The 23819-nt window shown below is 71.2% G+C and carries 20 protein-coding genes and 1 pseudogene; 13 read left to right on the top strand and 8 right to left on the bottom strand.

Annotation, left to right across the window (positions count from 1 at the left end; all coding sequences use genetic code 11):
* Positions 1-33: 33 nt before the first annotated feature.
* Positions 34-1146, top strand: coding sequence for a winged helix DNA-binding domain-containing protein (locus ACZ597_RS16640; RefSeq protein ID WP_471330008.1), 1113 nt, complete (start codon positions 34-36; stop codon positions 1144-1146).
* A gap of 45 nt (positions 1147-1191) precedes the next feature.
* Positions 1192-2871: an AMP-binding protein gene (locus ACZ597_RS16635; RefSeq protein WP_471330005.1), complete on the top strand. Its 1680-nt coding sequence runs from the start codon at positions 1192-1194 to the stop codon at positions 2869-2871.
* 16 nt (positions 2872-2887) lie between these two features.
* Here ACZ597_RS16635 and ACZ597_RS16630 read toward each other — a convergent pair whose 3' ends face one another.
* On the bottom strand, positions 2888-3376 hold the full coding sequence (locus tag ACZ597_RS16630) for a glutathione peroxidase (protein ID WP_471330002.1): 489 nt from the start codon (positions 3374-3376) through the stop codon (positions 2888-2890).
* Positions 3377-3441: 65 nt separating this feature from the next.
* Positions 3442-4293, bottom strand: a complete 852-nt coding sequence (locus ACZ597_RS16625) for a hypothetical protein (RefSeq protein WP_471329999.1) — start codon at positions 4291-4293, stop codon at positions 3442-3444.
* 267 nt (positions 4294-4560) lie between these two features.
* Between ACZ597_RS16625 and gcl the strand changes: the two genes are divergently transcribed.
* On the top strand, positions 4561-6348 hold the full coding sequence (gene gcl, locus ACZ597_RS16620; protein WP_471329996.1) for a glyoxylate carboligase: 1788 nt from the start codon (positions 4561-4563) through the stop codon (positions 6346-6348).
* A 606-nt stretch (positions 6349-6954) separates the two neighbouring features.
* A pseudogene (locus ACZ597_RS16615) lies at positions 6955-7146 on the top strand (hypothetical protein); the annotation flags it as partial.
* A 425-nt stretch (positions 7147-7571) separates the two neighbouring features.
* On the opposite strand, the gene ACZ597_RS16610 reads toward ACZ597_RS16615, so the two are convergent.
* From ACZ597_RS16610 to ACZ597_RS16600, 3 genes are all read right to left on the bottom strand, one after another.
* Positions 7572-9029, bottom strand: coding sequence for a catalase (locus tag ACZ597_RS16610; protein ID WP_401248197.1), 1458 nt, complete (start codon positions 9027-9029; stop codon positions 7572-7574).
* A gap of 239 nt (positions 9030-9268) precedes the next feature.
* Positions 9269-10159 (bottom strand): 2-hydroxy-3-oxopropionate reductase, encoded by an 891-nt coding sequence (locus tag ACZ597_RS16605; RefSeq protein WP_471329993.1) that lies wholly within the window; start codon positions 10157-10159, stop codon positions 9269-9271.
* A gap of 75 nt (positions 10160-10234) precedes the next feature.
* Positions 10235-11068 (bottom strand): TIM barrel protein, encoded by an 834-nt coding sequence (locus ACZ597_RS16600; protein WP_471329991.1) that lies wholly within the window; start codon positions 11066-11068, stop codon positions 10235-10237.
* A gap of 125 nt (positions 11069-11193) precedes the next feature.
* On the opposite strand from ACZ597_RS16600, the gene ACZ597_RS16595 reads away from it, so the two are divergent.
* The 7 genes from ACZ597_RS16595 (at position 11194) to ACZ597_RS16565 (ending at position 17152) form a co-directional block, all read left to right on the top strand.
* A complete protein-coding gene (locus ACZ597_RS16595) occupies positions 11194-11445 on the top strand; it encodes a thiamine-binding protein (protein WP_471329988.1) in 252 nt (83 codons plus the stop codon).
* Positions 11442-11843 (top strand): helix-turn-helix domain-containing protein, encoded by a 402-nt coding sequence (locus ACZ597_RS16590; protein ID WP_471329985.1) that lies wholly within the window; start codon positions 11442-11444, stop codon positions 11841-11843. The genes ACZ597_RS16595 and ACZ597_RS16590 overlap by 4 nt, the downstream gene beginning before the upstream one ends.
* A gap of 147 nt (positions 11844-11990) precedes the next feature.
* Complete coding sequence (uraD, locus tag ACZ597_RS16585) at positions 11991-12506, top strand: 2-oxo-4-hydroxy-4-carboxy-5-ureidoimidazoline decarboxylase (protein WP_471329982.1); 516 nt, start codon at positions 11991-11993, stop codon at positions 12504-12506.
* Between the two features lie 2 nt (positions 12507-12508).
* Complete coding sequence (uraH, locus tag ACZ597_RS16580) at positions 12509-12898, top strand: hydroxyisourate hydrolase (protein WP_007267387.1); 390 nt, start codon at positions 12509-12511, stop codon at positions 12896-12898.
* 1 nt (position 12899) lies between these two features.
* Complete coding sequence (gene pucL, locus ACZ597_RS16575; RefSeq protein WP_385770578.1) at positions 12900-13823, top strand: factor-independent urate hydroxylase; 924 nt, start codon at positions 12900-12902, stop codon at positions 13821-13823.
* Between the two features lie 187 nt (positions 13824-14010).
* On the top strand, positions 14011-15414 hold the full coding sequence (locus ACZ597_RS16570) for an 8-oxoguanine deaminase (protein WP_401247900.1): 1404 nt from the start codon (positions 14011-14013) through the stop codon (positions 15412-15414).
* A gap of 346 nt (positions 15415-15760) precedes the next feature.
* Positions 15761-17152, top strand: a complete 1392-nt coding sequence (locus tag ACZ597_RS16565) for a nucleobase:cation symporter-2 family protein (RefSeq protein WP_471329978.1) — start codon at positions 15761-15763, stop codon at positions 17150-17152.
* Between the two features lie 139 nt (positions 17153-17291).
* Here ACZ597_RS16565 and ACZ597_RS16560 read toward each other — a convergent pair whose 3' ends face one another.
* Positions 17292-18389, bottom strand: a complete 1098-nt coding sequence (locus ACZ597_RS16560; RefSeq protein ID WP_471329975.1) for an Lrp/AsnC family transcriptional regulator — start codon at positions 18387-18389, stop codon at positions 17292-17294.
* Positions 18390-18517: 128 nt separating this feature from the next.
* On the opposite strand from ACZ597_RS16560, the gene ACZ597_RS16555 reads away from it, so the two are divergent.
* Together ACZ597_RS16555 and ACZ597_RS16550 are read left to right on the top strand one after the other, a co-directional pair.
* Positions 18518-20554, top strand: a complete 2037-nt coding sequence (locus ACZ597_RS16555) for an ATP-binding protein (protein WP_471329972.1) — start codon at positions 18518-18520, stop codon at positions 20552-20554.
* A 132-nt stretch (positions 20555-20686) separates the two neighbouring features.
* Positions 20687-21757, top strand: a complete 1071-nt coding sequence (locus ACZ597_RS16550) for a saccharopine dehydrogenase (protein ID WP_471329969.1) — start codon at positions 20687-20689, stop codon at positions 21755-21757.
* On the opposite strand, the gene ACZ597_RS16545 is transcribed toward ACZ597_RS16550, so the two are convergent.
* Both ACZ597_RS16545 and ACZ597_RS16540 read right to left on the bottom strand, forming a co-directional pair.
* Positions 21754-22365, bottom strand: coding sequence for a 3'-5' exonuclease (locus ACZ597_RS16545; RefSeq protein ID WP_471329966.1), 612 nt, complete (start codon positions 22363-22365; stop codon positions 21754-21756). The two genes, ACZ597_RS16550 and ACZ597_RS16545, sit on opposite strands and share 4 nt — an antisense overlap.
* Positions 22366-22405: 40 nt before the next feature.
* Positions 22406-23596, bottom strand: coding sequence for a GDSL-type esterase/lipase family protein (locus ACZ597_RS16540; protein ID WP_471329964.1), 1191 nt, complete (start codon positions 23594-23596; stop codon positions 22406-22408).
* Positions 23597-23819 lie beyond the last annotated feature (223 nt).

Genomic DNA, 23819 nt, shown 5'->3' with positions numbered 1-23819 from the left:
GAGGGTGTCCGCAACGGGGGATAGGTTGCCGATATGGCCTCCAGGACGAACCCCGTACTCGACACCCGCGCTCTGAACCGTGCCACGCTCGCCCGCCAGCTGCTGCTGAGCCGCGCCGAGATGTCCCCTGAGGACGCCGTCGCGCACCTGCTCGGACTCCAGGCGCAGAACGTGAAGCCCCCGTACTTCCAGCTGCACGCCCGGCTCGCCGGATTCCGCCCCGAGCAGCTGGCCCGGCTGATGGAGGAGCGCAGGGTGGTCCGGATGGTGACCATGCGGTCCACCATCCACACCCACACCGTGCGGGACGCCCTCGGGCTGAGGCCGCTCGTGCAGGGGGCCCGGGACCGGGAGGTCAACTACTTCCGCAAGGGCCTCGTCGGAGTGGACCTGGACCGGCTCGCCCGGCGCGCGCGGGCCTTCGTCGAGGCCGAGCCGCGCACCATGGGGGAGATCCGCGAGGAGCTGCTACGGGAGTGGCCCTCCGCCGACCCGCAGTCGCTGTCCGTCGCCGCCCGCTGCCTGCTCCCGCTCGTGCAGGTCACCCCGCGCGGGGTGTGGGGCCGTAGCGGACAGGTGCGGCTGACCACCCTGGAGTGCTGGGTGGGCGATGCCGCCCACGGGGAGGAGGAGCAGGGCATCGATGCCGTCGTGCTGCGCTACCTGGGTGCCTTCGGGCCCGCCTCCGTCAAGGACATGCAGACCTGGGCCGGGCTCACCCGCCTGCGGGAGGCGTTCGAGCGGCTGCGCCCGCGGCTGGCCGCCTTCCGCGACGAGAACGGGACCGAGCTCTTCGACCTGCCCGACGCGCCCCGCCCCGACGCCGACACGCCGGCGCCGCCCCGCTTCCTCCCCGAGTTCGACAACCTGCTGCTCTCGCACGCCGACCGCTCCCGCGTGGTCCCGCCGGAGATCAAGGGCCGCACGTGGACCGGCAACCAGGCCCACTGCACCCTGCTCGTCGACGGGTTCCTCGCCGGTCTCTGGCGCATCGACGACACGAGCGGCCGCCCCCGGCTGACCGTCGAGCTCTTCGGTACGCAGACCCCCGCGCGCCGCGACGAGATCGCCGCCGAAGGCGAGTCCCTGCTCGCCGGGATGGGCGGCGCGCCCGGACCCGTGCGCTTCGGGTCAATCCACGGCTGACGCCGCCCTGGTGGAGGCCCCTCCCGGCGCGGCACGATGCCTCTCATGACGGAGAACAGCGCCACCGAAAGCTTCCAGGCCGCACGGGACTTCCTGCTCGAACACCGCGGGCAGTACGACGCCGCCCACGCCGGCTTCACCTGGCCCCGCCCCGAGCACTTCAACTGGGCCCTCGACTGGTTCGACCACATCGCTGACGGGAACGGCGCCGACGCCCTGCGCATCGTGGAGGAGGACGGCACCAGCCGCTCCGTCTCCTTCGGCGAGATGAGCGTACGGTCGGACTCCGCCGCCAACTGGCTCCGCGCCCAGGGCGTCGCCGCCGGCGACCGGATCCTCGTCATGCTCGGCAACCAGAGAGAGCTGTGGGAGGTGATGCTCGGCGCGATGAAGCTGCGCGCCGTCGTCATCCCCGCCACCCCCCTGCTCGGCCCGGCCGACCTGCGCGACCGGGTCGACCGCGGACACGTACGCCACGTCATCGCCCGCGCCGAGGACACCCACAAGTTCGACGAGGTCCCCGGCACCTACACCCGCATCGCCGCCGGGACGGAGGTCCCCACCGGCTGGCGGCGGCTGGAGGACATGTACGCGACCGAGTCCGATTTCACCCCGGACGGCGTCACCCTCGCCACCGACCCCCTGATGCTCTACTTCACCTCGGGCACCACCGCCAGCCCCAAGCTGGTCGAGCACACGCACGCCTCGTACCCGATCGGGCACCTCTCCACCATGTACTGGCTCGGGCTGCGCCCCGGCGACGTCCACCTCAACATCGCCTCGCCCGGCTGGGCCAAGCACGCCTGGTCCAACATCTTCGCCCCCTGGAACGCGGGCGCGACCGTCTTCGTCCACAACTACACCCGCTTCGACGCCGAGCGCCTCATGGCCGAGATGGACCGCGGCGGCGTCACCACCTTCTGCGCCCCGCCCACCGTCTGGCGGATGCTGATCCAGTCCGACCTCACCAAGCTGCGCAAGCCTCCGCGCGAGGCCGTCGCCGCCGGCGAGCCGCTGAACCCGGAGGTCATCGAGCGGGTCCGGGACGCCTGGGGCATCACCATCCGCGACGGCTTCGGCCAGACCGAGACCACCCTCCAGGTGGGCAATTTCCCCGGCGCCGAGGTGAAGCCCGGGTCCATGGGCCGCCCCGCGCCCGGGTACGAGATCGTCCTGCTGGACTCGGTCACCGGCAAGGAGTCCCCCGTCGAGGGCGAGCTCTGCGTGGACCTGCGCCACGCCCCCGCCGGGGTGATGACCGGCTACCGGGACGACCCCGAGCGCACCGCCGAGGCCATGGCCGACGGGCTCTACCGCACCGGGGACATCGCCTCCCGCGACGCCGACGGACACCTCACCTACGTGGGCCGGGCCGACGACGTCTTCAAGGCCTCCGACTACAAGATCAGCCCCTTCGAGCTGGAGAGCGCCCTCCTGGAGCACGAGGCGGTGGCCGAGGCGGCCGTCGTCCCCGCCCCCGACGAGCTGCGCCTGGCGGTGCCGAAGGCGTACGTCACCCTCGCCGCCGGCTGGGAGCCCGGGAAGGAGACCGCCCGGGCGCTCTTCGAGCACTCCCGGGCGGTCCTCTCCCCGTACAAGCGGATCCGGCGCATCGAGTTCGCCGAGCTCCCCAAGACCGTCTCCGGCAAGATCCGCCGGGTCGAGCTGAGGGAGCTCACCGCGGCCGGCTCGACCGGGGAGTACGACGAGGCCGACCTGGGCTGAGCACGGCGTACGGGCGTCAGCCCGGCAGCTGCGCCTCGATCGCGGCGATGACCTCGGGGGCCTCGGGCTCGGTGCGGGGCCGGAAGCGGGCCACGACCTCGCCGGCGGGGGAGATCAGGAACTTCTCGAAGTTCCACTGGATGTCCCCCGCCTCACCCTCGGCGTCCGGGGTCTTCACCAGCTCCTGGTACAGGGGGTGCCGGTTCTCGCCGTTCACCTCGGACTTCTCCAGCATCGGGAAGGTCACGCCGAAGCCGGCCGCGCAGAAGGTCTGGATGTCCTCCGCGGTGCCCGGCTCCTGGCCGCCGAACTGGTTGCAGGGGACACCGATGACGGTGAAGCCCTTCCCCTCGTACGTGAACTGCAGCCGGGCCAGTCCCGAGTACTGGGGGGTGAGCCCGCACTGGGAGGCGGTGTTCACCAGCAGGATGGCCTTGCCCCGGTGGGCCGCCAGGCTGGTGGGCTCGTCGTCCAGGGTGGTCAGCGGGATGTCGTACAGACTCATCGGGCTCTCCTCGGCAGGAAGGGGCGTCGGGGCGTTACTCATACGGATGACAACAGCCCCAGAGCCTAGGCCCCCATTCCCACCAGCCGGTCGGCCGGGTCGTTGACCGGCTGCGGCATGCCCGTCAGGTCCATCACGAACAGCGGTATCCCCAGGTCGTCCGCGCGGCCCCGGGCCTCCTCGGTGTATCCCGCCAGGGAGAAGTAGACGCTGGTCGCCGAGGCCGTCAGGCCGTTCAGCCACACGCACTCCACCGCCCGCAGCCCGGCCGGGGCCGTCGTCGGGTCCACCTGCGCCACCACCCCCGGGGCCCGCAGGTCCACCACCGCCGACGGGATCGGCACCGCGTCGGGCTGGCGCACGTCCTGGAAGCCGAGCCAGCGCAGGTACAGCGCGGCCGTGACCACGGCGTCCCGGGCGGTGCGGATGGTCACGGGCCGGAACGCGGGCCGGGACATCGCGGGCCGCCCGGCCGCCGGACCCGTACGCGGCCCGGCCCCGCCCGTCCCGCCCGCCGCGGCCCCGCCCGCCGCCGTGCCGCCTGTGCCGCCCGCAGCGCCGCCGGGCCCCGCCGGCCCGGGTTCCGCCCGCGCCGGGTCCTGCCGTACGCCGTCCCGCGCGCCCGCGTCCCCGGCCGGCCCGGCCGGCCGCTCCACCGGGTGCACGGGCACCCGTACGACCAGTCCGCAGGAACCGCAGCCCACCTCCGGGTGCGGCCACTCGCTCTCCCGCCCGCAGGCCCCGCAGCGCACCGTCACCCAGGCCTCCGACCAGTTGCGGTGCGTGAGGGGGACGGGAGGCGCGGCCAGGTCCAGCGGCGGCGCGACCGGGCTCCCGCATGCGCAGGGATACACCGGGACGCTGTAGCCGTTCTCGCGCCGGCACGAAGGACAGCGCACCGGTACCGCTTCCGCCATGAGACCTGGACCCCCTCCGTCGCTGTGCGTGGGTCCATGCTCCACCACCGGCGACCGCCGGGCGACGAGGACCGGCCGATTCACGCCGATCCGGCTCCGGGCCCTGGTCATTTGTACAACTCGCCGAACCCCATGCGGCTTTTGGTGGGTTCCGGGGTGCCTTACCGCCTTGACGTGCGCGAAGTCGCGCCTTAGCTTGTTCCGTATAGCAGAACAAGAATTCCGGATGACGGAAAAGTCTGACCGCCAGACCCGCAGGAGAACCTGATGCCTCGTATGACAGCCGCCGCTGCCGCAGTTGAGATCCTCAAGCTCGAGGGTGTCGAACAAGCGTTCGGCGTGCCCGGTGCTGCGATCAACCCGTTCTACCGCGAGCTCAAGAACGTGGGCGGCATCGCGCACACGCTGGCCCGCCACGTCGAGGGCGCCTCGCACATGGCCGAGGGCTACACCCGTGCCAAGGCGGGCAACATCGGCGTCTGCATCGGTACCTCGGGCCCGGCCGGCACCGACATGATCACCGGCCTGTACTCCGCCATCGCGGACTCGATCCCGATCCTGTGCATCACCGGTCAGGCTCCGGTCTCGAAGCTCCACAAGGAGGACTTCCAGGCCGTCGACATCGCCTCGATCGCCAAGCCCGTCACCAAGGCCGCCACCACGGTCCTGGAGGCCGCGCAGGTCCCCGGCGTCTTCCAGCAGGCCTTCCACCTGATGCGGTCCGGCCGTCCGGGCCCGGTCCTGATCGACCTGCCGATCGACGTCCAGCTGACCGAGATCGAGTTCGACCCCGAGACCTACACCCCGCTGCCGGTCTACAAGCCGCAGGCCAGCCGCGCCCAGGCCGAGAAGGCCATCCAGTTCCTGCTGGAGTCCGAGCGCCCGCTGATCGTCGCCGGCGGCGGCATCATCAACGCCGACGCCTCCGACCTGCTGGTCGAGTTCGCCGAGCTGATCAACGTCCCCGTCATCTCCACCCTGATGGGCTGGGGCACCATCCCGGACGACCACGAGCTGGCCGCGGGCATGGTCGGCGTCCAGACCGCCCACCGCTACGGCAACGCGACGTTCCTGGAGTCGGACTTCGTCCTGGGCATCGGCAACCGCTGGGCCAACCGTCACACCGGTTACAACATGGACGCCTACACCAAGGGCCGCAAGTTCGTCCACGTCGACATCGAGCCCACGCAGATCGGCAAGATCTTCGCCCCGGACTTCGGCATCGCCTCCGACGCCAAGGTCGCCCTGGAGCTCTTCATCGAGGTCGCCAAGGAGCTCAAGGCCGGGGGCAAGCTCCCCGACTTCTCCGCCTGGACCGCCTCCGCCCAGGAGCGCAAGGCCACCCTGCAGCGCCGTACGCACTTCGACAACATCCCCCTGAAGCCGCAGCGCGTCTACGAGGAGATGAACAAGGCCTTCGGCCCGGAGACCCGCTACGTCACCACCATCGGCCTCTCCCAGATCGCGGCCGCGCAGTTCCTGCACGTCTACAAGCCGCGCCACTGGGTCAACTGCGGCCAGGCCGGCCCGCTCGGCTGGACCATCCCGGCCGCCATCGGTGCCGCCACCGCGCAGCCCGAGACCCCGGTCGTCGCCCTCTCCGGCGACTACGACTTCCAGTTCATGATCGAAGAGCTGGCCGTCGCCGCGCAGCACAAGGTCCCCTACGTCCACGTCCTCGTGAACAACGCCTACCTGGGCCTGATCCGCCAGGCGCAGAGCAACCTGGGCATCAACTTCGAGGTCAACCTCGAGTTCGAGAACATCAACACCCCGGAGCTCGGCGTCTACGGCGTCGACCACGTCAAGGTCGCCGAGGGCCTGGGCGTCAAGGCCATCCGCGTCACCGACCCGGACAAGCTGGGCGAGGCCTTCGAGGAGGCCAAGAAGCTGGCGCAGGAGTTCCAGGTCCCGGTCGTCGTCGAGGCCATCCTGGAGCGCGTCACCAACATCGCGATGAGCAAGACGGTCGACATGAGCGACGTCACCGAGTTCGAAGAGCTCGCGACGGAGCCGGGCCACGCCCCGACCGCGATCAAGGCCCTCCAGGTCTGATCGGCCCCGCACGCACGCACCGGCCCCCGTTCCTCCTCCGGGAGGGGCGGGGGCCGCTCCGCGTTTCCCTGCGTACGCGGCTCCGTGCCGCGGTCGTCGACACCCCGGCGGGGTGAACCCCGGGCGGCACCAGCCGCCTGCGGGCCGGGGGGTGGGCCCCTGGCGCCACCACGGTGGGGGCACGCCCTGCGGGCCTGAGCGGGGGCGGGATCCGGCTGTGGGGGCGGGGGTGGGGGGCGGTGTCCTGCCCGGACCGGTTCAGGGAGGGTTTGGGGGTTTCCCGTCAGTCCCATCGTCCTTCCGTGTCGTGCCGGTCCCTCAAGGGCGCTCCCTTCGGTCGCGTCACTTCGTGATCGCCTTCGGCGACCCTTGACCGACCGTCCCGCCCCGGAAAGCCGAAAGACTGCCGGGAAACCCCCAAAAGAACGGCACGGTCCAAGGGCAAGGGGCGGGTCTCTCAGCGATGAGGCGACGGGGCCGGGACCTGGCCGGCCAGGCACCCGGGCCCTCAAGAGCCGAGATCCCGGGCCAGGGGCGCGGCTACCCGCACGAGAGGCCGGAGATCCGCGCCAGCGGCCTCGTTGACACACGACACGGCAAGCGCTCGTCGAGGGCGTGCTGGTGGCCGTGATCAACGAGAACGTCTCCGACACCGGTATCGAGCGCTGGATGGAGCTCGCCTACATCCGCAACGCCTCCGGCCGTGACTGCCGGGAAACCCCCAAACCGGCTGTGAGTCCGCCCCAGGGGGTACGGACCCCCGGCACCCGGACCCGCACCCCGTGGGCGGGTAGGTGACTCTTGCCCCGCCCACGCCCCGCGCCGCAAGCCGTGTACCGGCAACGACAAAGAGCCGAGTCACGGGACCGTCCGTGACTCGGCTCTCTGGTTGTTACCGCCCGACGGAGCGAGGCTGGCGCGACAGGACGTTCGCACCGCCGGGCGGAGTTGGAAGGTTCTCCTCTGTATAGAGGGGGCCCTGTGCGTGGCCCCTCTATACAGAGGAGTGGCTGGGACCGTGGCGGTCGGGCGACGAGAACTTCGGCGTCGTCTCCCTCAGGTCAAGAGACGGGCCTCGGAACCCATTACCACCGCACTGGCTCGCTCGCCCGCCACGGTCCTCGTCCTGCCCCCACCGCGTACCACCCCTCATCCGGGTCCGCGGTGCGGGCTCGGCACCCGGAGCCTGACCTCCCGTCAGGCCCCCGGTGCAGCTTTTCGGCTCAGGCGTCGCGCAGGGCGCGGACGGCCTCCTCGACGCGCTTGCCGTAGTCGGCGTCCGCGGCGTGGAAGTGAGCCAGGTTCTTTTCGATGACGTCCTCGAGGGTGACCTGAGACAGGCCGCCGGCGATGTTCGCCACCAGACGCTGCTTCTCGGCCTCCGACATCAGGCGGTAGAGCTCACCGGCCTGGAAGAAGTCGTCGTCCTTGGTGTGGGCCGGGGCCTCGTGGGTGCCCGTGTAGCCGGAGACGGCCTTCGGGGCACCGAGGGCTATGCCGGTCTCGGCGGGGCCCTGGTACGAGTTGGGCTCGTAGTTCTTGTCGGTGCGCGAACCGTTGCGCAGCGCCATGACGCCGTCGCGGCCGTAGTTGTCGGCCTTCGTCGCCTTCGGGGCGTTGACCGGCAGAACGGTGTGGTTCACACCGAGGCGGTAGCGCTGGGCGTCGGCGTACGCGAACAGGCGGCCCTGGAGCATCTTGTCCGGCGAGGCGGTGATGCCCGGGACGAAGTTGTTCGGGGAGAAGGCGGACTGCTCGACCTCGGCGAAGACGTTGTCCGGGTTGCGGTCGAGGACCAGGCGGCCCACGCGCTGCAGCGGGTAGTCGCTGTGCGGCCACACCTTGGTGAGGTCGAACGGGTTGAATCGGTAGTCCGCGGCCTCGGCGGCCGGCATGATCTGGACGTAGAGGGTCCAGCTCGGGTTCACGCCGCGCTCGATCGCCTGGAGCAGGTCGGTCTGGTGCGAGTTGGCGTCCTGGCCGACGAGCTCGGCGGCCTGCTCGCCCGAGAGGCAGCGGATGCCCTGGTTCGTCTTGAAGTGGTACTTGACGAAGAAGGCCTCGCCCTGGGCGTTGGTCCACTGGTAGGTGTGGGAGCCGTAGCCGTTCATGTGGCGGTAGGACGCCGGGATGCCGCGGTCACCCATCAGCCAGGTGATCTGGTGCGTGGCCTCGGGGGCGTGCGCCCAGAAGTCCCAGACGTTGTCCGGCTCCTGCTTGCCCGTGAAGGGGTCGCGCTTCTGGGAGTGGATGAAGTCGGGGAACTTGATCGGGTCCTTGATGAAGAACACCGGGGTGTTGTTGCCGACGAGGTCGTAGTTGCCCTCTTCGGTGTAGAACTTCAGCGCGAAGCCGCGCGGGTCGCGGACGGCGTCCGCGCCACCGAGGGAGTCGGCGACGGTGGAGAAGCGCAGGAAGGTCTCGGTCTTCTTGCCGACCGTGTTCAGGAACGCCGCGCTGGTGTACGCGGTGACGTCGTCGGTCACCTCGAAGTAGCCGTACGCGGCCGAGCCGCGGGCGTGCACCACGCGCTCCGGGATGCGCTCGCGGTTGAAGCGGGCGAGCTTCTCAAGGAGCTGCTGGTCCTGGATCAGGAGCGGGCCACCGACGCCGGCGGTGGCGGAGTTCTGGTTGTCGGCGACCGGGGCGCCGGACTCGGTCGTCAGCGTGCGCTTCGACATGGTGACCTTCCGTACGGGTAACTGCTGACGGAATGCATCTTCCGTCATGCGGAACAGCCTAATTTCGGCGTGAACGCGACGTCAACAGTTTGTTTAAAAGAAAGAGAGAGGAGAGGTGATCCGGACGGTGCCGGCGCTTGGGCGCGACAGGACAGGTGTCAGCACCGGCACCATCCGGAAACTCAGGCCCCCGTCAGGGCGGGGGGAGGGCGACCCGGGGGATGGGGCCGCCGGCGGGATCAGATCTGGGCGCCGGAGAGGCGCTCGACCGCGCGGAGCAGGGCGGAGTGGTCCAGGCCGCCGTCACCCTGGGCGCGCAGCGAGGCGACCAGCTGGGCGACGACCGCGCCGACCGGCAGGGCCGCACCGACGTTGCGGGCGGCGTCGGTGACGATGCCCATGTCCTTGTGGTGCAGGTCGATCCGGAAGCCGGGCTTGAAGTCGCGGTTCAGGAAGTTGTCCTTCTTGCGGGTCAGGACCGTGGAGCCGGCCAGACCGCCGTTGAGGACGTCCAGGGCGGCCTGGAGGTTCACGCCGGACTTCTCGAGGAAGACGACGGCCTCGGCGCACGCCTGGATGTTCACCGCCACGATGAGCTGGTTGGCTGCCTTCACCGTCTGGCCGGAGCCGTGCGGACCGCACAGGACGATGACCTTGCCGAGGGCCTCGAGGATCGGCAGGGCCTCGTCGAAGTCGGCCTGCTCGCCACCCACCATGATCGACAGGACGGCCTCGATGGCGCCGGCCTCGCCGCCGGACACCGGGGCGTCGATGACGCGGATGCCCTTCTCGGCGGCGTTCTTCGCCAGGTCGATGGAGGTCTGCGGGGTGATCGACGACATGTCGATGATCAGCGCGCCGGACTTGGCGTTCTCCAGGATGCCGTTCTCGCCGTAGGAGATGGCCTCGACCTGCGGGGAGGCGGGCACCATCGTGATGATGACGTCGGCGCCGGCGACGGCCTCGGCGATCGAGCCGGCGGCCGTACCGCCGGCGGCGGCCAGGCGCTCCAGCTTGTCCTGCTCCAGGGTGAAGCCGGTGACCGAGTAGCCGGCCTTCAGCAGGTTCTCGGCCATGGGGGAGCCCATGATTCCGAGACCGATCCAGGCGATCTTGGGGAGGTTGCTCATGATGAGGGTCCTTCTCTTAATGCTTCGTACGAAAAGTGCGTGAGGTGCCTGGCTGATCGCCTGGACTTTGTCCGCCTACTTGGCGGCGCGGGCCTCGGCCGGCAGCCACTCGAAGGACGCGGCGGCGTCGGCCGCCTTGTACTCGAGGCCTACGTAGCCCTCGTATCCGGCCTTCTTCAGCTGGTCCAGGAGTGCCTCGAGGGGCAGCTCGCCGGTGCCGGGGGCACCGCGTCCCGGCTTGTCCGCGATCTGGACGTGGCCGGTCTTGGCGGCGTACTTTTCGATGACCTCGGAGAGGTCCTCATCGTTCATCGCCAGGTGGTACAGGTCGAGCAGGAACTTGGCGTTCCCGAGGCCGGTGGCCTCGTTGACCTTGTCCACTACCTCGATGCCGGCCGGAGCGCTCACCAGGGGGTAGAGCGGCGACTCGGGCTTGTTGAGGGTCTCGATCAGGAGGATCGCACCCACGCGGTCCGCGGCCTGGGCCGCGACGACCAGGTTCTTCAGGGCCAGCTCGTCCTGGACGGCCGGGTCCACGCCTTCGACGCGGTTGCCGTACAGGGCGTTGAGCGCCTTGCAGCCGACCGAGGCGGCGAAGTCCGCCGCCACGTTGATGTTGGCGTTGAAGCGGTCCGACTCCTCGCCGGGTACCGATACCGCACCGCGGTCCGGGCCCGGCAGCCGGCCGGCGTAGAAGTTCAGGCCCACCAGCTGGGTGCCGGCGTCCTCAAGAGCCTTCTTGAGGGCGTCCAGCTCCTCCTGAGCGGGGGTGGGGGTCTCGATCCAGGGCCACCACAGCTCGACCGCGGTGAAGCCCGCCGCGGCGGCGGCCGCGGGGCGCTCCAGGAGCGGGAGTTCCGTGAAGAGGATCGACAGGTTCACATCGAAGCGCTGGTCCGTGTATCCCATGAGGGGTATGCGCTCCTTCCGTATTGCGGAAGTTATTTTCTGCTTGATGGAAGACTGCAAGCCGAGGCTCGCACTTGTCAAGTGCGGACTCCCGGAATCTCACGACTGCCCGGTAGCTTGGCGACGTGCGATTGAGAGTTGAGTTCACGACCGAGCCCTTCGACCTCGAAGAGGCTCCCGCCCACGCCGTGGCCGCCCGCGAGGTCATCCAGAAGGCCGAGCTGGACGCGGTCGACGTCGGCCCGTTCGGCAACACGGCCGAGGGCGAGTCCGACCGGGTGCTGACCGCCGTGGCCGCGCTGCTGCGCGACTCCCTGGAGGCCGGCGCGACGCGCGTCTCCCTCCAGGTGAATGTGATCGGGGAGGGCGGCGCATGACCGAGCCCCGCGACCACCCCTTCGTCGCCGCGGTCAAGCCGCTGGTCGACGCGATGGGCGGCGAGATGATGGACCCCGCCCAGGCCGAGCCCGACGACGTCGTGCTCGCGTGGGAGGGTCAGGAGCTGCTGGCCGTGCGGCTGCCCCAGCTGTCCGACTCGCTGGACCACATCCTTGCGGCGCTGGAGCGGCGGCACGGCGTACCGTTGGCGCGGCTGGACCGCAAGGCCAAGCAGGACGTGGTGCGCATACTGGAGGCGCGGGGCGCCTTCTCGGTACGCCACGGCGTGGAAACGGTCGCCGGCGCCCTGGGCGTAAGCCGCTTCACGGTCTACAACTACTTGAACCGGGATGCCGCCTCTCAAAAGCCGAATAAGACGGCCAAGAGTGAGGGCTGATTCACCGATCGTGACGAGCCGCCGCCCAATTCACCCGGGCGGCGGCTTTTGTGTACGGGAAGTTTCAACAAAGTGTTGACGCCGTGTTGTCGAGGGCGTTAGCTATGCGCAGCCCGTCAAAGCAACAACAGGCCACGGAGGCCTACCGTGACTTCGAGTCCGACCCCGGGTCTCACCCGGTTCAACGCCTTGGACGACAGCGCGGCCACGGCCGAGCTGCACGAGGTGTGCGCCAGTTCGGCGTGGGGGAGCAAGATGCTCGCCCAGCGCCCCTTCGCCACCGTCGACGCCCTGTTCTCCGCCAACGAGTCCGCCATGGCGGAGCTCACCGCGGACGACCTGGGCGAGGCGATGGGAGGCCACGCGCCGATCGGCCGGCCGAAGCCGGGAGACCCGACCTCCGCCCGCGAGCAGCGTGGCATGGCCGGTGCCTCGGAGGAGCTCAAGAACGAGCTCCTGGAACTGAACCTGGCCTACCAGGAGAAGTTCGGCCACGTCTTCCTCATCTGCGCCACCGGTGCGACCGGTGAGTTCATGCGGGACGCGGTCAAGGTCCGGATCGCCAACTCCGCCGAGCAGGAGCGAGAGATCGCCCGCGGCGAGCTGGTGAAGATCAACCGGATCCGCCTGACCCGCCTCGCCGAACTCGCAGAAGGAGAGTGACCATGAGCACCGAGACCACCGCGTCGGTGTCCACCCACATCCTGGACACCAGCATCGGCCGCCCCGCCGAGGGCGTCGCCATCTCCCTGTCGGCCCGCGCGGGCCTCGACGGCGAGTGGGCGGCCCTGGGCGGCAGCGCCACCGACGCCGACGGGCGCTGCAAGGACCTGCCGGCCCTGCCGGAGGGCACCACACACGTGCGTCTCGACTTCGAGACCGAGACGTACTTTTCGAAGAAGCAAGCCGAGGCGCAGCAGGACGCCCCCCGCGTAAGGGACAGCGGTGCGTTCTTCCCCGAGGTAACCATCACCTTCGCGGTGAACCCGGGCGAGCACTACCACGTACCGCTGCTGCTCAACCCGTTCGGCTACTCCGTTTACCGAGGGAGCTAGCATGGCCACGATTCTGGGCCAGAACCAGTACGGCAAGGCAGAGAACCGCGTCGTCAAGATCACGCGGGACGGCGACACCCACCACATCAAGGACCTGAACGTCTCGGTCGCCCTCTCCGGCGACATGGACGACGTCCACTACTCCGGCTCGAACGCCAACGTCCTCCCGACGGACACCACCAAGAACACGGTGTACGCGTTCGCCAAGGAGTACGGCATCGAGTCCGCCGAGCAGTTCGGCATCCACCTGGCCCGTTGGTTCGTCAACAGCCAGGAGCCGATCCAGCGCGCGCGCATCCGGATCGAAGAGTACGCCTGGGACCGCATCGCGACCTCGGACGCCAACTCCAAGTTCATCGGCGCCGACGAGGTGAACCACTCCTTCGTCCGCAAGGGCATGGAGACCCGCGTCACCCAGATCACGTACGACGGCCAGAACTGGGAGGTCGTCTCCGGCCTCAAGGACCTGATCGTCATGAACTCCACGAACTCGGAGTTCTGGGGTTACGTGAAGGACAAGTACACGACCCTTCAGGAGGCGTACGACCGCATCCTGGCCACCCAGGTGTCGGGTCGCTGGCGCTTCAACTGGACCGACGACGAGCAGCGGATGCCCAACTGGGAGAAGTCCTACGCCGAGACCAGGAAGCACATGCTCCAGGCCTTCGCGGAGACCTACTCCCTGTCGCTGCAGCAGACCCTGTACCAGATGGGCTCGCGCATCATCAACCACCGTTCGGAGATCGACGAGGTCCGCTTCTCGCTCCCGAACAAGCACCACTTCCTCGTCGACCTCGAGCCGTTCGGCCTCAAGAACGACAACGAGGTCTACTTCGCCGCGGACCGCCCGTACGGTCTCATCGAGGCGACGGTCCTCCGCGACGGCGCTGACGCCCGTATTCCCGTGGACATGACCAACCTCTGAGCACGGCGCGCGCGTCCCGGGGCTCCGCAGTGGCCCCGGGGCGCGACACCCCCACAACTTCCTGAATCGGCACCCGGACCAGCACACGGGGCGGCAGTACTGTCAGCTGTCAGGCCCCCGGCTCCGGCACTCAAATCCCCTGGGTTTTGCCGTGCCCGCACCGCCACTGAAAGCACGAGGAAGTCCCATGGCAGCATCGGCAGCCCATGACAGCGCCGTAGAGCGCATCGTCATCGAAAACTGTGCGATCGCGACCGTCGACGCGAACGACACCGAGTACGCCTCGGGTCACATCGTCATCGCCGGCAACAAGATCGAGTCCATCGGCGCGGGCAAAGCCCCCGAGAACCTCGACAACGTCGTCCGCCGCATCGACGGCACCGGGCACCTCGTGACTCCCGGTCTGGTCAACACGCACCACCACTTCTACCAGTGGATCACGCGTGGCCTGGCCACCGACCACAACCTCTTCAACTGGCTCGTCGCCCTGTACCCGACCTGGGCGCGCATCGACGAGCAGATGGCGTACACGGCGGCCCAGGGCTCGCTGGCCGCGATGGCCCGCGGCGGTGTCACCACCGCGATGGACCACCACTACGTCTACCCCAAGAACTCCGGCGACCTCTCCGGCGCGATCATCCGCGCCGCGTCCGAGATGGGCGTCCGCTTCACCCTCGCCCGCGGCTCGATGGACCGCAGCGAGAAGGACGGCGGCCTGCCGCCGGACCACGCCGTCGAGACCCTTGAGGGCGCCCTGGCCGACACCGAGGCGACCATCAAGAAGTTCCACGACGCCTCCGCCGACTCGATGACGCAGGTCGCGGTCGCCCCGTGCTCCCCCTTCTCGGTCTCCACCGAGCTGCTGAAGCAGGGTGCCGAGCTGGCCCGCCGCCTGGGTGTGCGCATGCACACGCACGGCTCGGAGACGGTCGAGGAGGAGAAGTTCTGCCACGAGCTCTTCGGCATGGGCCCGACCGACTACTTCGAGTCGACCGGCTGGCTCGGCGAGGACGTGTGGATGGCGCACAGCGTCCACATGAACGACTCCGACATCGCCGCGTTCGCCCGCACCAAGACCGGTGTCGCGCACTGCCCGTCCTCCAACGCCCGTCTGGCCGCCGGCATCGCCCGCGTCCCGGACATGCTGGCCGCCGGCGTCCCGGTCGGCCTCGGCGTGGACGGCACCGCCTCCAACGAGTCCGGTGAGCTGCACACCGAGCTGCGCAACGCGCTGCTGATCAACCGCCTGAACCCGGTGCACCGCGAGGCCGCGCTCAACGCCCGCCAGTCGCTGCGCCTCGGCACCTACGGCGGCGCCCAGGTCCTCGGCCGCGCCGACAACATCGGTTCGCTGGAGGTCGGCAAGAACGCCGACCTGGTCCTGTGGAACCTGAACACCTTCCTGCACTCCTCGATCGCCGACCCGGTCACCGCGCTCGTCTTCGGCGCTGCCGCCCCGGTCACCGCCTCGTTCGTCAACGGCAAGCAGATCGTCGAGAACAACCGGCTGCTCTTCGCGGACGAGGACGCCATCGCGGTGTCCACCCGCGAGGAGGCCCAGCGCCTGGCGCGGATCTCCGCCCAGGGCTGATCTCCCCAGCGACCGCTGGGGGGAACCCCAGAAGTCCGGCAGGGGGGGACGGCCCCCGGCCGGCGGCCGCGGACCCGAGCGGGGTCCGCGGCAGCCGTTCCCGGGAAGCGCCCGAGGAGAGATCCGAGGGCGCCCCCGGGAGCGGTCACCGCTCGCCACGGCACCACCGGCCCCGTACGGGGGTGGAGCCACCGCGCGGAGCAGATTTTGGGCGAATCGATTCCGCACCCCTTGGGACAAGAAGTAGCAGTACCCACAACTCCATAAAGGCTGGACCAGCACGCTTTCGCACCACCTCCAAGACACCCACGTCCCTGCCGACGTGTTTAACCGACCGGAGGAAGCCGTGGCCGCAACGCCCAGGTTTCGCAAAGATGCAGTCGCAGTACCGGAGGAGAAGCACCCGGTCGACGAGACCTTGCCCCCGCTGAAGATGTTCACGAGCGGTCTCCAGCACGTGGCCGCCATGTACGCGGGTGTCGTAGCCCCGCCCATGATCGTCGGTCCGGCGGTCGGCCTCTCCGCCACCGAGACCGCCTTCCTGATGGGCGCCTCGCTCTTCACCGCAGGGCTCGCCACCCTCCTCCAGACCCTCGGGTTCTGGAAGATCGGCGCCAAGCTCCCCTTCGTCAACGGTGTCTCCTTCGCCGGCGTGACCCCGATGATCGCCATCGGCAAGGGGGAGGGGGACAACGCCATCCCCATCATCTTCGGCGCGATCATCGTCGCCGGACTGGTCGGCTTCATAGCCGCCCCCTACTTCGGCAAGCTCGTCCGCTTCTTCCCGCCCGTCGTCACCGGCACCGTCATCACCCTGATCGGCGTGTCGCTGCTCCCGGTGGCCTTCAACTGGTCACAGGGCGGCAACCGCGCCGCCGCCGACTACGGCTCGATGGAGAACATCGGCATGGCGGCCCTCACCCTGGCGATCGTCCTGGTGATGCGGAAGTTCCTGCGCGGCTTCCTCCAGCAGATCTCCATCCTGCTGGGCCTGGTCGCGGGCACGCTCATCGCCCTCCCGCTCGGCATGACCAGCTTCGACGCCGTCAAGAACGCCTCGGTCGTCGGCTTCCCGACCCCCTTCCACTTCGGCGCCCCGCAGTTCCAGGTCGCCGCCATCGTCTCGATGTGCATCGTGATGCTGGTCTGCATGACCGAGTCCACCGCCGACATCCTGGCCCTCGGCAAGATCGTCGGCCGGCCCGCGGACGCGAGGACCATCGAGGGAGGCCTGCGCGCCGACACCCTCGGCAGCGCGCTCAGCCCGCTGTTCAACGGCTTCATGTGCAGCGCCTTCGCCCAGAACATCGGGCTCGTCGCGATGACCAAGGTGCGCAGCCGCTTCGTGGTCGCGGCCGGCGGCGGCATCCTGATCCTGCTCGGCCTGTGTCCGATGGCCGCCTCCGTGATCGGGGTCGTCCCGCTGCCCGTCCTCGGCGGCGCCGGCGTGGTCCTCTTCGGCTCGGTCGCGGCCAGCGGCATCCAGACCCTGGCGGGCGCGGCCATGGAGAAGGGGGAGAACGCCCTGATCGTCGCCGCCTCGGTGGGCATCGGCCTGATCCCGATCGCCGCGCCGGAGTTCTACCACGCCTTCCCCAAGGACCTGCTGGTCGTCCTCGACTCCGGCATCAGCACCGGGTGCGTGGTGGCGATCCTGCTCAACCTGGCCTTCAACCACCTCGGCGCGAAGCGGAACGCGGCGGCGGAGGCCGCGGCGGAACCCGCCTTCGTCCACTGACCCCGGCGCCCCGGCCGCCGGGCCGGCACCGGGCGCCGCGCCCGGCGGCGCGTACGTCACCCACTGCGGGTGTGGCGTGCGCGCCGCCGCGCGTCGGCGTGCCCCCCGCCGCAGGCCCCCGCGCGCCGGCCCGTCGCCCCTACGCGGCCCCGAACGGCCGGCCCGTCCCGTACGGCAGGGCCTCGTCCCAGGCCACCGGTGCCGTGTCCGTCCAGATGTCCGGCCGGACCGTCCGTACCCGACGGCCCGTCCGGTCCAGCTCCTGCGCCTCCGACTTGCGCACGTGCAGGGCCACCGACGTGTCCGTCACGCGCAGCCCCGGCATCCTGCGCGTCAGGTCGGCGGTGTAGCGGGACAGCTCCTCCACGGTGCGCAGCCGGGCGCCGATCATGAAGTTCCAGCGGCCGCTGACGGACATGCAGGTCCGGGTCTCGCGGAGCCCCGCGGCCACCGCCGCGCAGTCGGCCACCTCGTGCTCGGGCACCTCCGCCCAGACCGTCGCGGACACCGGCCAGCCGGTCAGCCCCGAGGCCATCGCGCAGCTGTAGCGCAGGCTCTGCCCCGTCTCCAGCCGGCCCAGGCGGCGCCGTACGGTCGACTCGCTCATCCCCGACTCCCGGGCCAGCGAGGCCACGCTGCGCCGCGCGTCCGAGGCCAGCGCCAGCACCAGCGGCCGGTCCTCCTCGGGCATCGCGGCGACCGGCGCGGGGGACGCCGGGGCTCCCTTGCGGCTGCCGCGCCCGGTCAGCCGGTCGGCCTGGGCGGGCGTCAGCTGGTCCAGGCGCCAGCGGTCGGGGGAGGCGTGCACCGCCGTGACCACGGAGGAGCGGGTGCCGACCACCCCCGGAATCCGCTCCACCCGGAAGGAGAGGTACTGGTACATCATGTGCAGGTCCGGTACGGCGACGAATACCAGCAGGTCGCGGCCGCCCGTGGTGTGCTCCACGCCCATGGTGTGGGCGTCGCCGGTCAGGGCCGCGCCCACCGCCCGAGCGGCGCCCGCCGCGCACGTCACCTCGACCCACGCCATACAGGGCGCCCGATTGCCCGTGCGCAGCCCGATGCCGGAGACCCAGGCGTCGCCGGCGGAGGTCAGCCGCTCCCAGCGTCGCGCGAGGGTCTCGGGACGCGCGCCGAGGACCTGCGCCAGGCGCTCCCAGCTGGCGCGCGGGGCGAGCTGGAGCGCGTGGACGAGCGCCCGGTCGGTGTCGTCGATGGCGGAAATGGCCGAGTTCATACCTTCCCCTGGTGGTTCTCCCGGCCATCGGCCGGTCAACCCTGCTTTCGGCTGATCATCTCTCTTCGTGGGCCCGGGCATGCCACCAGGCTGTCTAGTGGGCCTTGAGGAGAGCAGGAGGAGGACGTGTGGGGGACCTCGGGGCGAGCCTGCGCCACGCGGTGCCGGCCGAACTGTCGAGCTTCGTGGGGCGGGAGCGCGAGCTCGCGCGGACTGCTGCCCTGCTCGGTACGGAACGTCTGGTCATCCTGGTCGGACCAGCGGGAATAGGCAAGACGCGGCTGGCCGTGCGGACCGTCCGGGCCCTGGGCCGCACCGAGGGCGCGGACGTGGTGTGGGCCGATCTCGCGAGCCTGCCCGGACGCCTGCGGGGCACCCTGGCGCAGGAGCTGGAGCGGCGGCTCGAAGGCCGCGAGGCGCTGCTGGTGCTCGACGGCTGCGAGCAGTTCGGGGAGTATGCGGGGGCCCTGGCCGACCGGTTGCTGGCGCGATTGCCCCGGGTGCGAATTCTGGCCACTTCACAGCGGATTCTTGGGTTCCGGAAAGGGGCGCAGGTCGTTGTGGGCCCGCTTCCGGTGCCGCCGGAACCGCAGGATCCGGCCAGTCGGGAGCCTGCGGGTGACATCGCCGACGGCGCCGGTGCGGACGCCGCCGACGGGGGCGGTGACGCGGGCGGCGACGCAACCGAGGTCTCCGGCTACGCCTCCGTACGCCTCTACGCGCAGCGGGCGCGCGGGGCCGACCCCTCCTTCGAGCTCACCGACCGCAACGCCGCCGCCGTCGCCGCCCTGTGCCGCGCCCTCGACGGGATCCCCGGCGCGCTGGAGCTGGCCGCCGGGCGCGCCGGCCGCCACAGCCCGGCCGAGGCGCTGCGCCGGCTGACCGCCGACCCGCTCGGCTTCCTCGCCGAGGGAGCGGGCCGGGCGGGCGGGGCCGACGTCCTGCGCACGCACCGGCTGTCCTCGCCGGGGGAGCGGCTGCTGTGGACGCGGCTGTCCGTCTTCGCGGGCTCCTTCGACGAGGCCGCCGTCGCGCAGGTGTGCGGCTTCGGCGAGCTCGGCCCCGAGGACGCCGCCGAGACCCTGCGGCGGCTCGCGCCCGCGCTGCTCGCGGAGCCCGGGGAACCGGGACGCTACCGACTGCCCCTGCCCGTACGGGCCTACGAGGCCCGGCGGCTCGCGCACGCCCCCGGCGCCGACGCGGCCCTGGCCGAGCGCCGCCACCACGAGCGGTGCCGGGTCATCGCCGAACGGGCGGCCTGGCTGTGGCGGTCGGGGGCGCAGCCGCAGGCGCGCGCCCTGGCCCTGCGGGAGCTGCCCGAGCTGCGCCGCGCGATGGACCCGCTGTCCGAGGCCGGACCGGCGGGGGCACTGGAGGTCGCCGGGTCGCTCTGGTTCCTCTGGTCGGCCTGCGGGCTGGAGGCGGAGGGGCGCCGGCACCTGGAGCGGGCCCTCGCCCTGCACCCGGAGCCCCGGCCGGCCCGCGCGCTGTGCCTGGCGGCCTGGCTGGCCGCCGCCTTCGGCCGGGCGGGTGCCGCCGATCCGCTGCTGGCGGAGGCCTGGAGCGCGGCCGTACTGGAGGGGGAGGACGCCGCGCTGGCCTACCTGGCACACGCCCGGGGCACCGCGGCCCTGTGGCAGGACCGGCCCGGCGAGGCCGCCGACGAGTTCCGGGACGCCCTGGAACAGCTGCCGCAGGAGCCGGAGTTCGGACCGGGCCGGGAGGTGCTGCGGGCCGCCCTCGCGATGGCGCTCGCGCACACCGGGCCGGAGGCCGTACCCGTCGGGGACGACGGACCCGGCTCGCCCGCGGACCTGTGGGCGCGGTCCTGGTCCGACTACGCCCACGCGATCGTGCAGCGGCGCGAGGGCCGCCCCGCGCTGGCCCGGACCCGGCTGGTGGCCGCCCTGGAGGTACAGCTGTCCCTCGGGGACCGGCTCGGGCAGGCCTTCTCGGCGGAGCTGCTGGCGGAACTGGAGGCCGGCCTCGGCCACTACGAGGAGTCCGCGAAGCTGCTCGGCGCGGTCTCCGGCAACCGCCCGGCCGCAGCCTGCCCCCCGCGCGCCGAGCGGACCCTGCGGGCCCGCATGACCCCGGAGGCCTTCAGGGCGGCGCGGGCGGAGGGCTCCCGCCGCACGCTGAGGGACCTGCTGCCGGAACTCTGAGCCGCAGGTCACCGGCTGGTGCGCGAGGTGCTCCCGGGCCCGGAGTTCCGGCGCCGGTCCGGCGTACCGCGTCAAGGACGCGGAAAGACATCGCATGAGCCCACCCCTTCCGACCGGACAGGTGGTACAGCGATGCCCGAAACCCCGCAGCTCTGGATGCGCAGCGAGACCCGGCCCACCGAACGGCGCGCCCCCCTGACCCCCGAGGACGCCGCGCGGCTCGTCGGGCAGGGCTTACGGATCACGGTGGAGGAGTCCGGGCACCGGGTCTTCCCGCTCGACGCCTACGAGGCCGCCGGCTGCCGTACCGCGCCGGCCGGCTCCTGGTCGCGGGCCGCGCCCGGGTCCGCGTACGTCCTCGGCCTCAAGGAGCTCCCGCCGACGCCCGAGCTCCTGCACCACCGGCACGTCTACTTCGGGCACGCCTACAAGGGCCAGGCGCAGGCCCCCGGCCTGCTGCGCCGGTTCGCGGCGGGCGGCGGGACCCTGCTCGACCTGGAGTACCTCGCCGACGCGCAGGGCCGCAGGCTGGCCGCCTTCGGCTACTGGGCGGGGTACGCGGGCGCCGCCCTGGCGGCGCTGCACGCCCGCGGCGCCCTCAGGGCCCCGCTGGTCCCGCTGCCCCGGCCCGAGCTGGACGCCCGACTGCGCGCCGGGGCCCCCGACGGGCTGCGGGCGCTGGTCATCGGTGCGGGCGGCCGCAGCGGGCGCGGCGCCTGCGACGCCCTCGCCGCCGCCGGGATCCCGGTCACCCGCTGGGACCGCACCGCGACCCGCAGCCTGGACCGTGCCGCGCTGCTCGGCCACGACATCCTGGTCAACGCGGTGCTGACCACCCGTCCGGTACCGCCCTTCCTGACCCCGGCCGACCTGGAGACCGGCGGTGCCCGGCGGCTCTCGGTGATCGCCGACATCACCTGTGACACCGGATCGGAGCTGCACCTGCTCCCGGTCTACGACCGGCTGACCGACTGGACGGCCCCGGCGCGGCGGCTGCCGGCCGGGGGTCCGCCGGTGGACGTGATCGCCATCGACAACCTCCCGTCCCTGCTCCCGGCGGAGGCGGCCCGCGCCTTCTCGGCGGACCTCCTCCCCAAGCTCCTCGCCCTGCACGCGCCGTCCCCGGACCCGGACTGGCTCCGCTGCCGCGCGGCCTTCACCTCGGCCCTGGCGGCCCTGACGGGCCCGGACCGCGCCGCCTAGGCCTGCCGGGGGAGGTCCGCGTCCGGCTGCCAGAGCATCAGGTTGCTCATCAGCTCGGCCTGCTCGACCGCGTCGTCCAGGGCGTGGTGGGTGTGCCGGCGCTGAGAGCGCAGTTCGCGGGGCATCCGGCCCTTCACGGCGGCGCGCAGCGGGACGCGGGCCTTGGCCGCGTACAGGGTCTTCATGTCCAGGCAGCCGGAGTGGCCGAAGGGGCTGTCGTCGCCGAACTCGATCAGGTACCAGTACAGGAAGGTCCAGTCGAAGGAGGCCGGGTAGCCGCACATGACCGGCTGCGCCCCGGCGGAGACCTCCCGCACCCACGCCCGGAACTCCGCCATCGCCGCGGCCGGGTCGGTGCCCTCGCGGAGCAGGCGTTCGCGGTCCAGGCCGCTGACGGCGAGGGCGGCGTCCACGTACCGGTCGCTGATGGGGCGCAGCTCCCGGTAGAAGGTCTGGCGCTCCGGGTCGGCGGCCGTGTACACGGCCCCGTCCTGGCGGCCGGCGACGGCCGCGCCGAAGCTGATCATCGAATAGGGGCCGGGGATCGGGCCGTCGGCCTCGATGTCGACGGAGATGTAGAGACTGGGACGCGCGGGACGGACTGCCATGGCCTGATCATGACAGCCCGTCCCGCGGTCCTCCTCCGAATTACGGAGCGGCCGTCAGGAACATGCCGGTGTGGTCGCCCCCGGCGGTGTTCTTGCAGCTGGACGCCGAGCCCGCGGACTGGGCCACGGCCAGGGCCAGGCAGCGGCCGACGGCCAGCTGCCCGTAGTAGTTCGGGTGCATGGACTCCTGGATCAGGCCCTGCGACTCGTTGTTGTCGATCCAGCGCGCCCATTCGCTCGTCTTCCCCGAGGCGGGGACGGTGGAGCTGACCTGCTTGCTGGCCTTCGCGCAGACCTCACGGCCCTGGAGCATGTCCCGCAGGTCCAGGAACTGCACGCCCTTGGCCGCCGCGACCCCCTTGATGCGGTTGGCGATCTGCGGCACGAGCGAGTCCCGGGCCCAGTCGGAGTCCCGGTTCCAGAACGGGCAGCCGCCGGTGTTGAGCCGGCTCCAGTCGCTCTGGGTGTACCGGTTCTCCGCGCCCCGCGGGATCGGGGACGGGTAGGACTGCAGCACGATCCGGTACGAGGAGTCCGCGTACCCGGCCTGGCGCATCACGGCCCGGATCTCGTCGACCGACTTGCCGACGTTCTCCATCACGCCGTCGATCTTCTGGTCGACCCCGGCCTGCTGGTCGTCGTAGCAGTACGAGCCCCACAGGACGAAGTCGAGCGCGCAGTCCTTGATGATGTCGGCGAAGCCGAGGTCGTTCCCGCCGATGGACAGCGCGATGACCTTCACGTTGCGGCTCGCGGCCACCGCCGCGAGCTGGTCGGCCTGCGGGGCCTCGCCCTTGTAGGCCACGCCGCCGTTGGAGGCGCGGAAGACGTTCTGCGAAACCGCCCCGGAGCAGGCCAGGTTCACCGCCGTCTCGGCGATCGCGCCGGCGCTCAGCACCTCGGCCGAGTCGGAGCGGTGGCACCCGCCCGCGGTGGCGCCGTATACCTTCGCGGGATCGTAGGAACTGCCACTGACCCACGCCCGGTCGGTGCCGTTCCTGCTCCCGCTGTTGGTCAGGCTGTTGCCCTTCCAGCGTCCGGCCTCGCCGGAGATGTAGCTGTCGCCCATGGACACCACGGCGGTGGGTCCCGTCCCGGGGCCGGCCACGGCCGTCCCGGCCCCGCCGGCGAGCAGCGCGGCCGCGAGCGGCAGTACCATCCCTGCGCCGGCCAGCCGTCGCACGCGACGCGGGGCCGCCCGGCCCTCGCCGGACTTTCGGAATCCGATCACTGCGGAACTCCTGCGGTCGGCCACGCCGAAGTTGCCGACAACTTCGGTGCGTGGCTTGGAAAGTGGGGGTACCGCCGGCGCCGGTGGCATCGGAAAGGTGGCACGCGCCCACTTGTTACCGCTAGGTACAGTCACGTTACGATGCAGTAACGTCCGACCGGTCGGTCGGGCGTCGAGGCCGTGTGGGGCCGTTGCGGCGGGGGGTGAAGGCCGCCGTCCGGAT

Source organism: Streptomyces sp. NPDC040718 (assembly GCF_055593565.1).
The sequence above is the reverse complement of the archived record's forward strand: the minus strand, read 5'-3'. Positions and strand labels throughout refer to the sequence as shown.

Bases quoted from the DNA above. Each gene is read 5' to 3' on its own strand.
- ACZ597_RS16640 (WP_471330008.1), top strand. From the start codon at position 34: ATGGCCTCCAGGACGAACCCCGTACTCGACACCCGCGCTCTGAACCGT.
- ACZ597_RS16635 (WP_471330005.1), top strand. From the start codon at position 1,192: ATGACGGAGAACAGCGCCACCGAAAGCTTCCAGGCCGCACGGGACTTC.
- ACZ597_RS16630 (WP_471330002.1), bottom strand. From the start codon at position 3,376: ATGAGTCTGTACGACATCCCGCTGACCACCCTGGACGACGAGCCCACC.
- ACZ597_RS16625 (WP_471329999.1), bottom strand. From the start codon at position 4,293: ATGGCGGAAGCGGTACCGGTGCGCTGTCCTTCGTGCCGGCGCGAGAAC.
- gcl (WP_471329996.1), top strand. From the start codon at position 4,561: ATGCCTCGTATGACAGCCGCCGCTGCCGCAGTTGAGATCCTCAAGCTC.
- ACZ597_RS16610 (WP_401248197.1), bottom strand. From the start codon at position 9,029: ATGTCGAAGCGCACGCTGACGACCGAGTCCGGCGCCCCGGTCGCCGAC.
- ACZ597_RS16605 (WP_471329993.1), bottom strand. From the start codon at position 10,159: ATGAGCAACCTCCCCAAGATCGCCTGGATCGGTCTCGGAATCATGGGC.
- ACZ597_RS16600 (WP_471329991.1), bottom strand. From the start codon at position 11,068: ATGGGATACACGGACCAGCGCTTCGATGTGAACCTGTCGATCCTCTTC.
- ACZ597_RS16590 (WP_471329985.1), top strand. From the start codon at position 11,442: ATGACCGAGCCCCGCGACCACCCCTTCGTCGCCGCGGTCAAGCCGCTG.
- uraH (WP_007267387.1), top strand. From the start codon at position 12,509: ATGAGCACCGAGACCACCGCGTCGGTGTCCACCCACATCCTGGACACC.
- pucL (WP_385770578.1), top strand. From the start codon at position 12,900: ATGGCCACGATTCTGGGCCAGAACCAGTACGGCAAGGCAGAGAACCGC.
- ACZ597_RS16570 (WP_401247900.1), top strand. From the start codon at position 14,011: ATGGCAGCATCGGCAGCCCATGACAGCGCCGTAGAGCGCATCGTCATC.
- ACZ597_RS16560 (WP_471329975.1), bottom strand. From the start codon at position 18,389: ATGAACTCGGCCATTTCCGCCATCGACGACACCGACCGGGCGCTCGTC.
- ACZ597_RS16550 (WP_471329969.1), top strand. From the start codon at position 20,687: ATGCCCGAAACCCCGCAGCTCTGGATGCGCAGCGAGACCCGGCCCACC.
- ACZ597_RS16545 (WP_471329966.1), bottom strand. From the start codon at position 22,365: ATGGCAGTCCGTCCCGCGCGTCCCAGTCTCTACATCTCCGTCGACATC.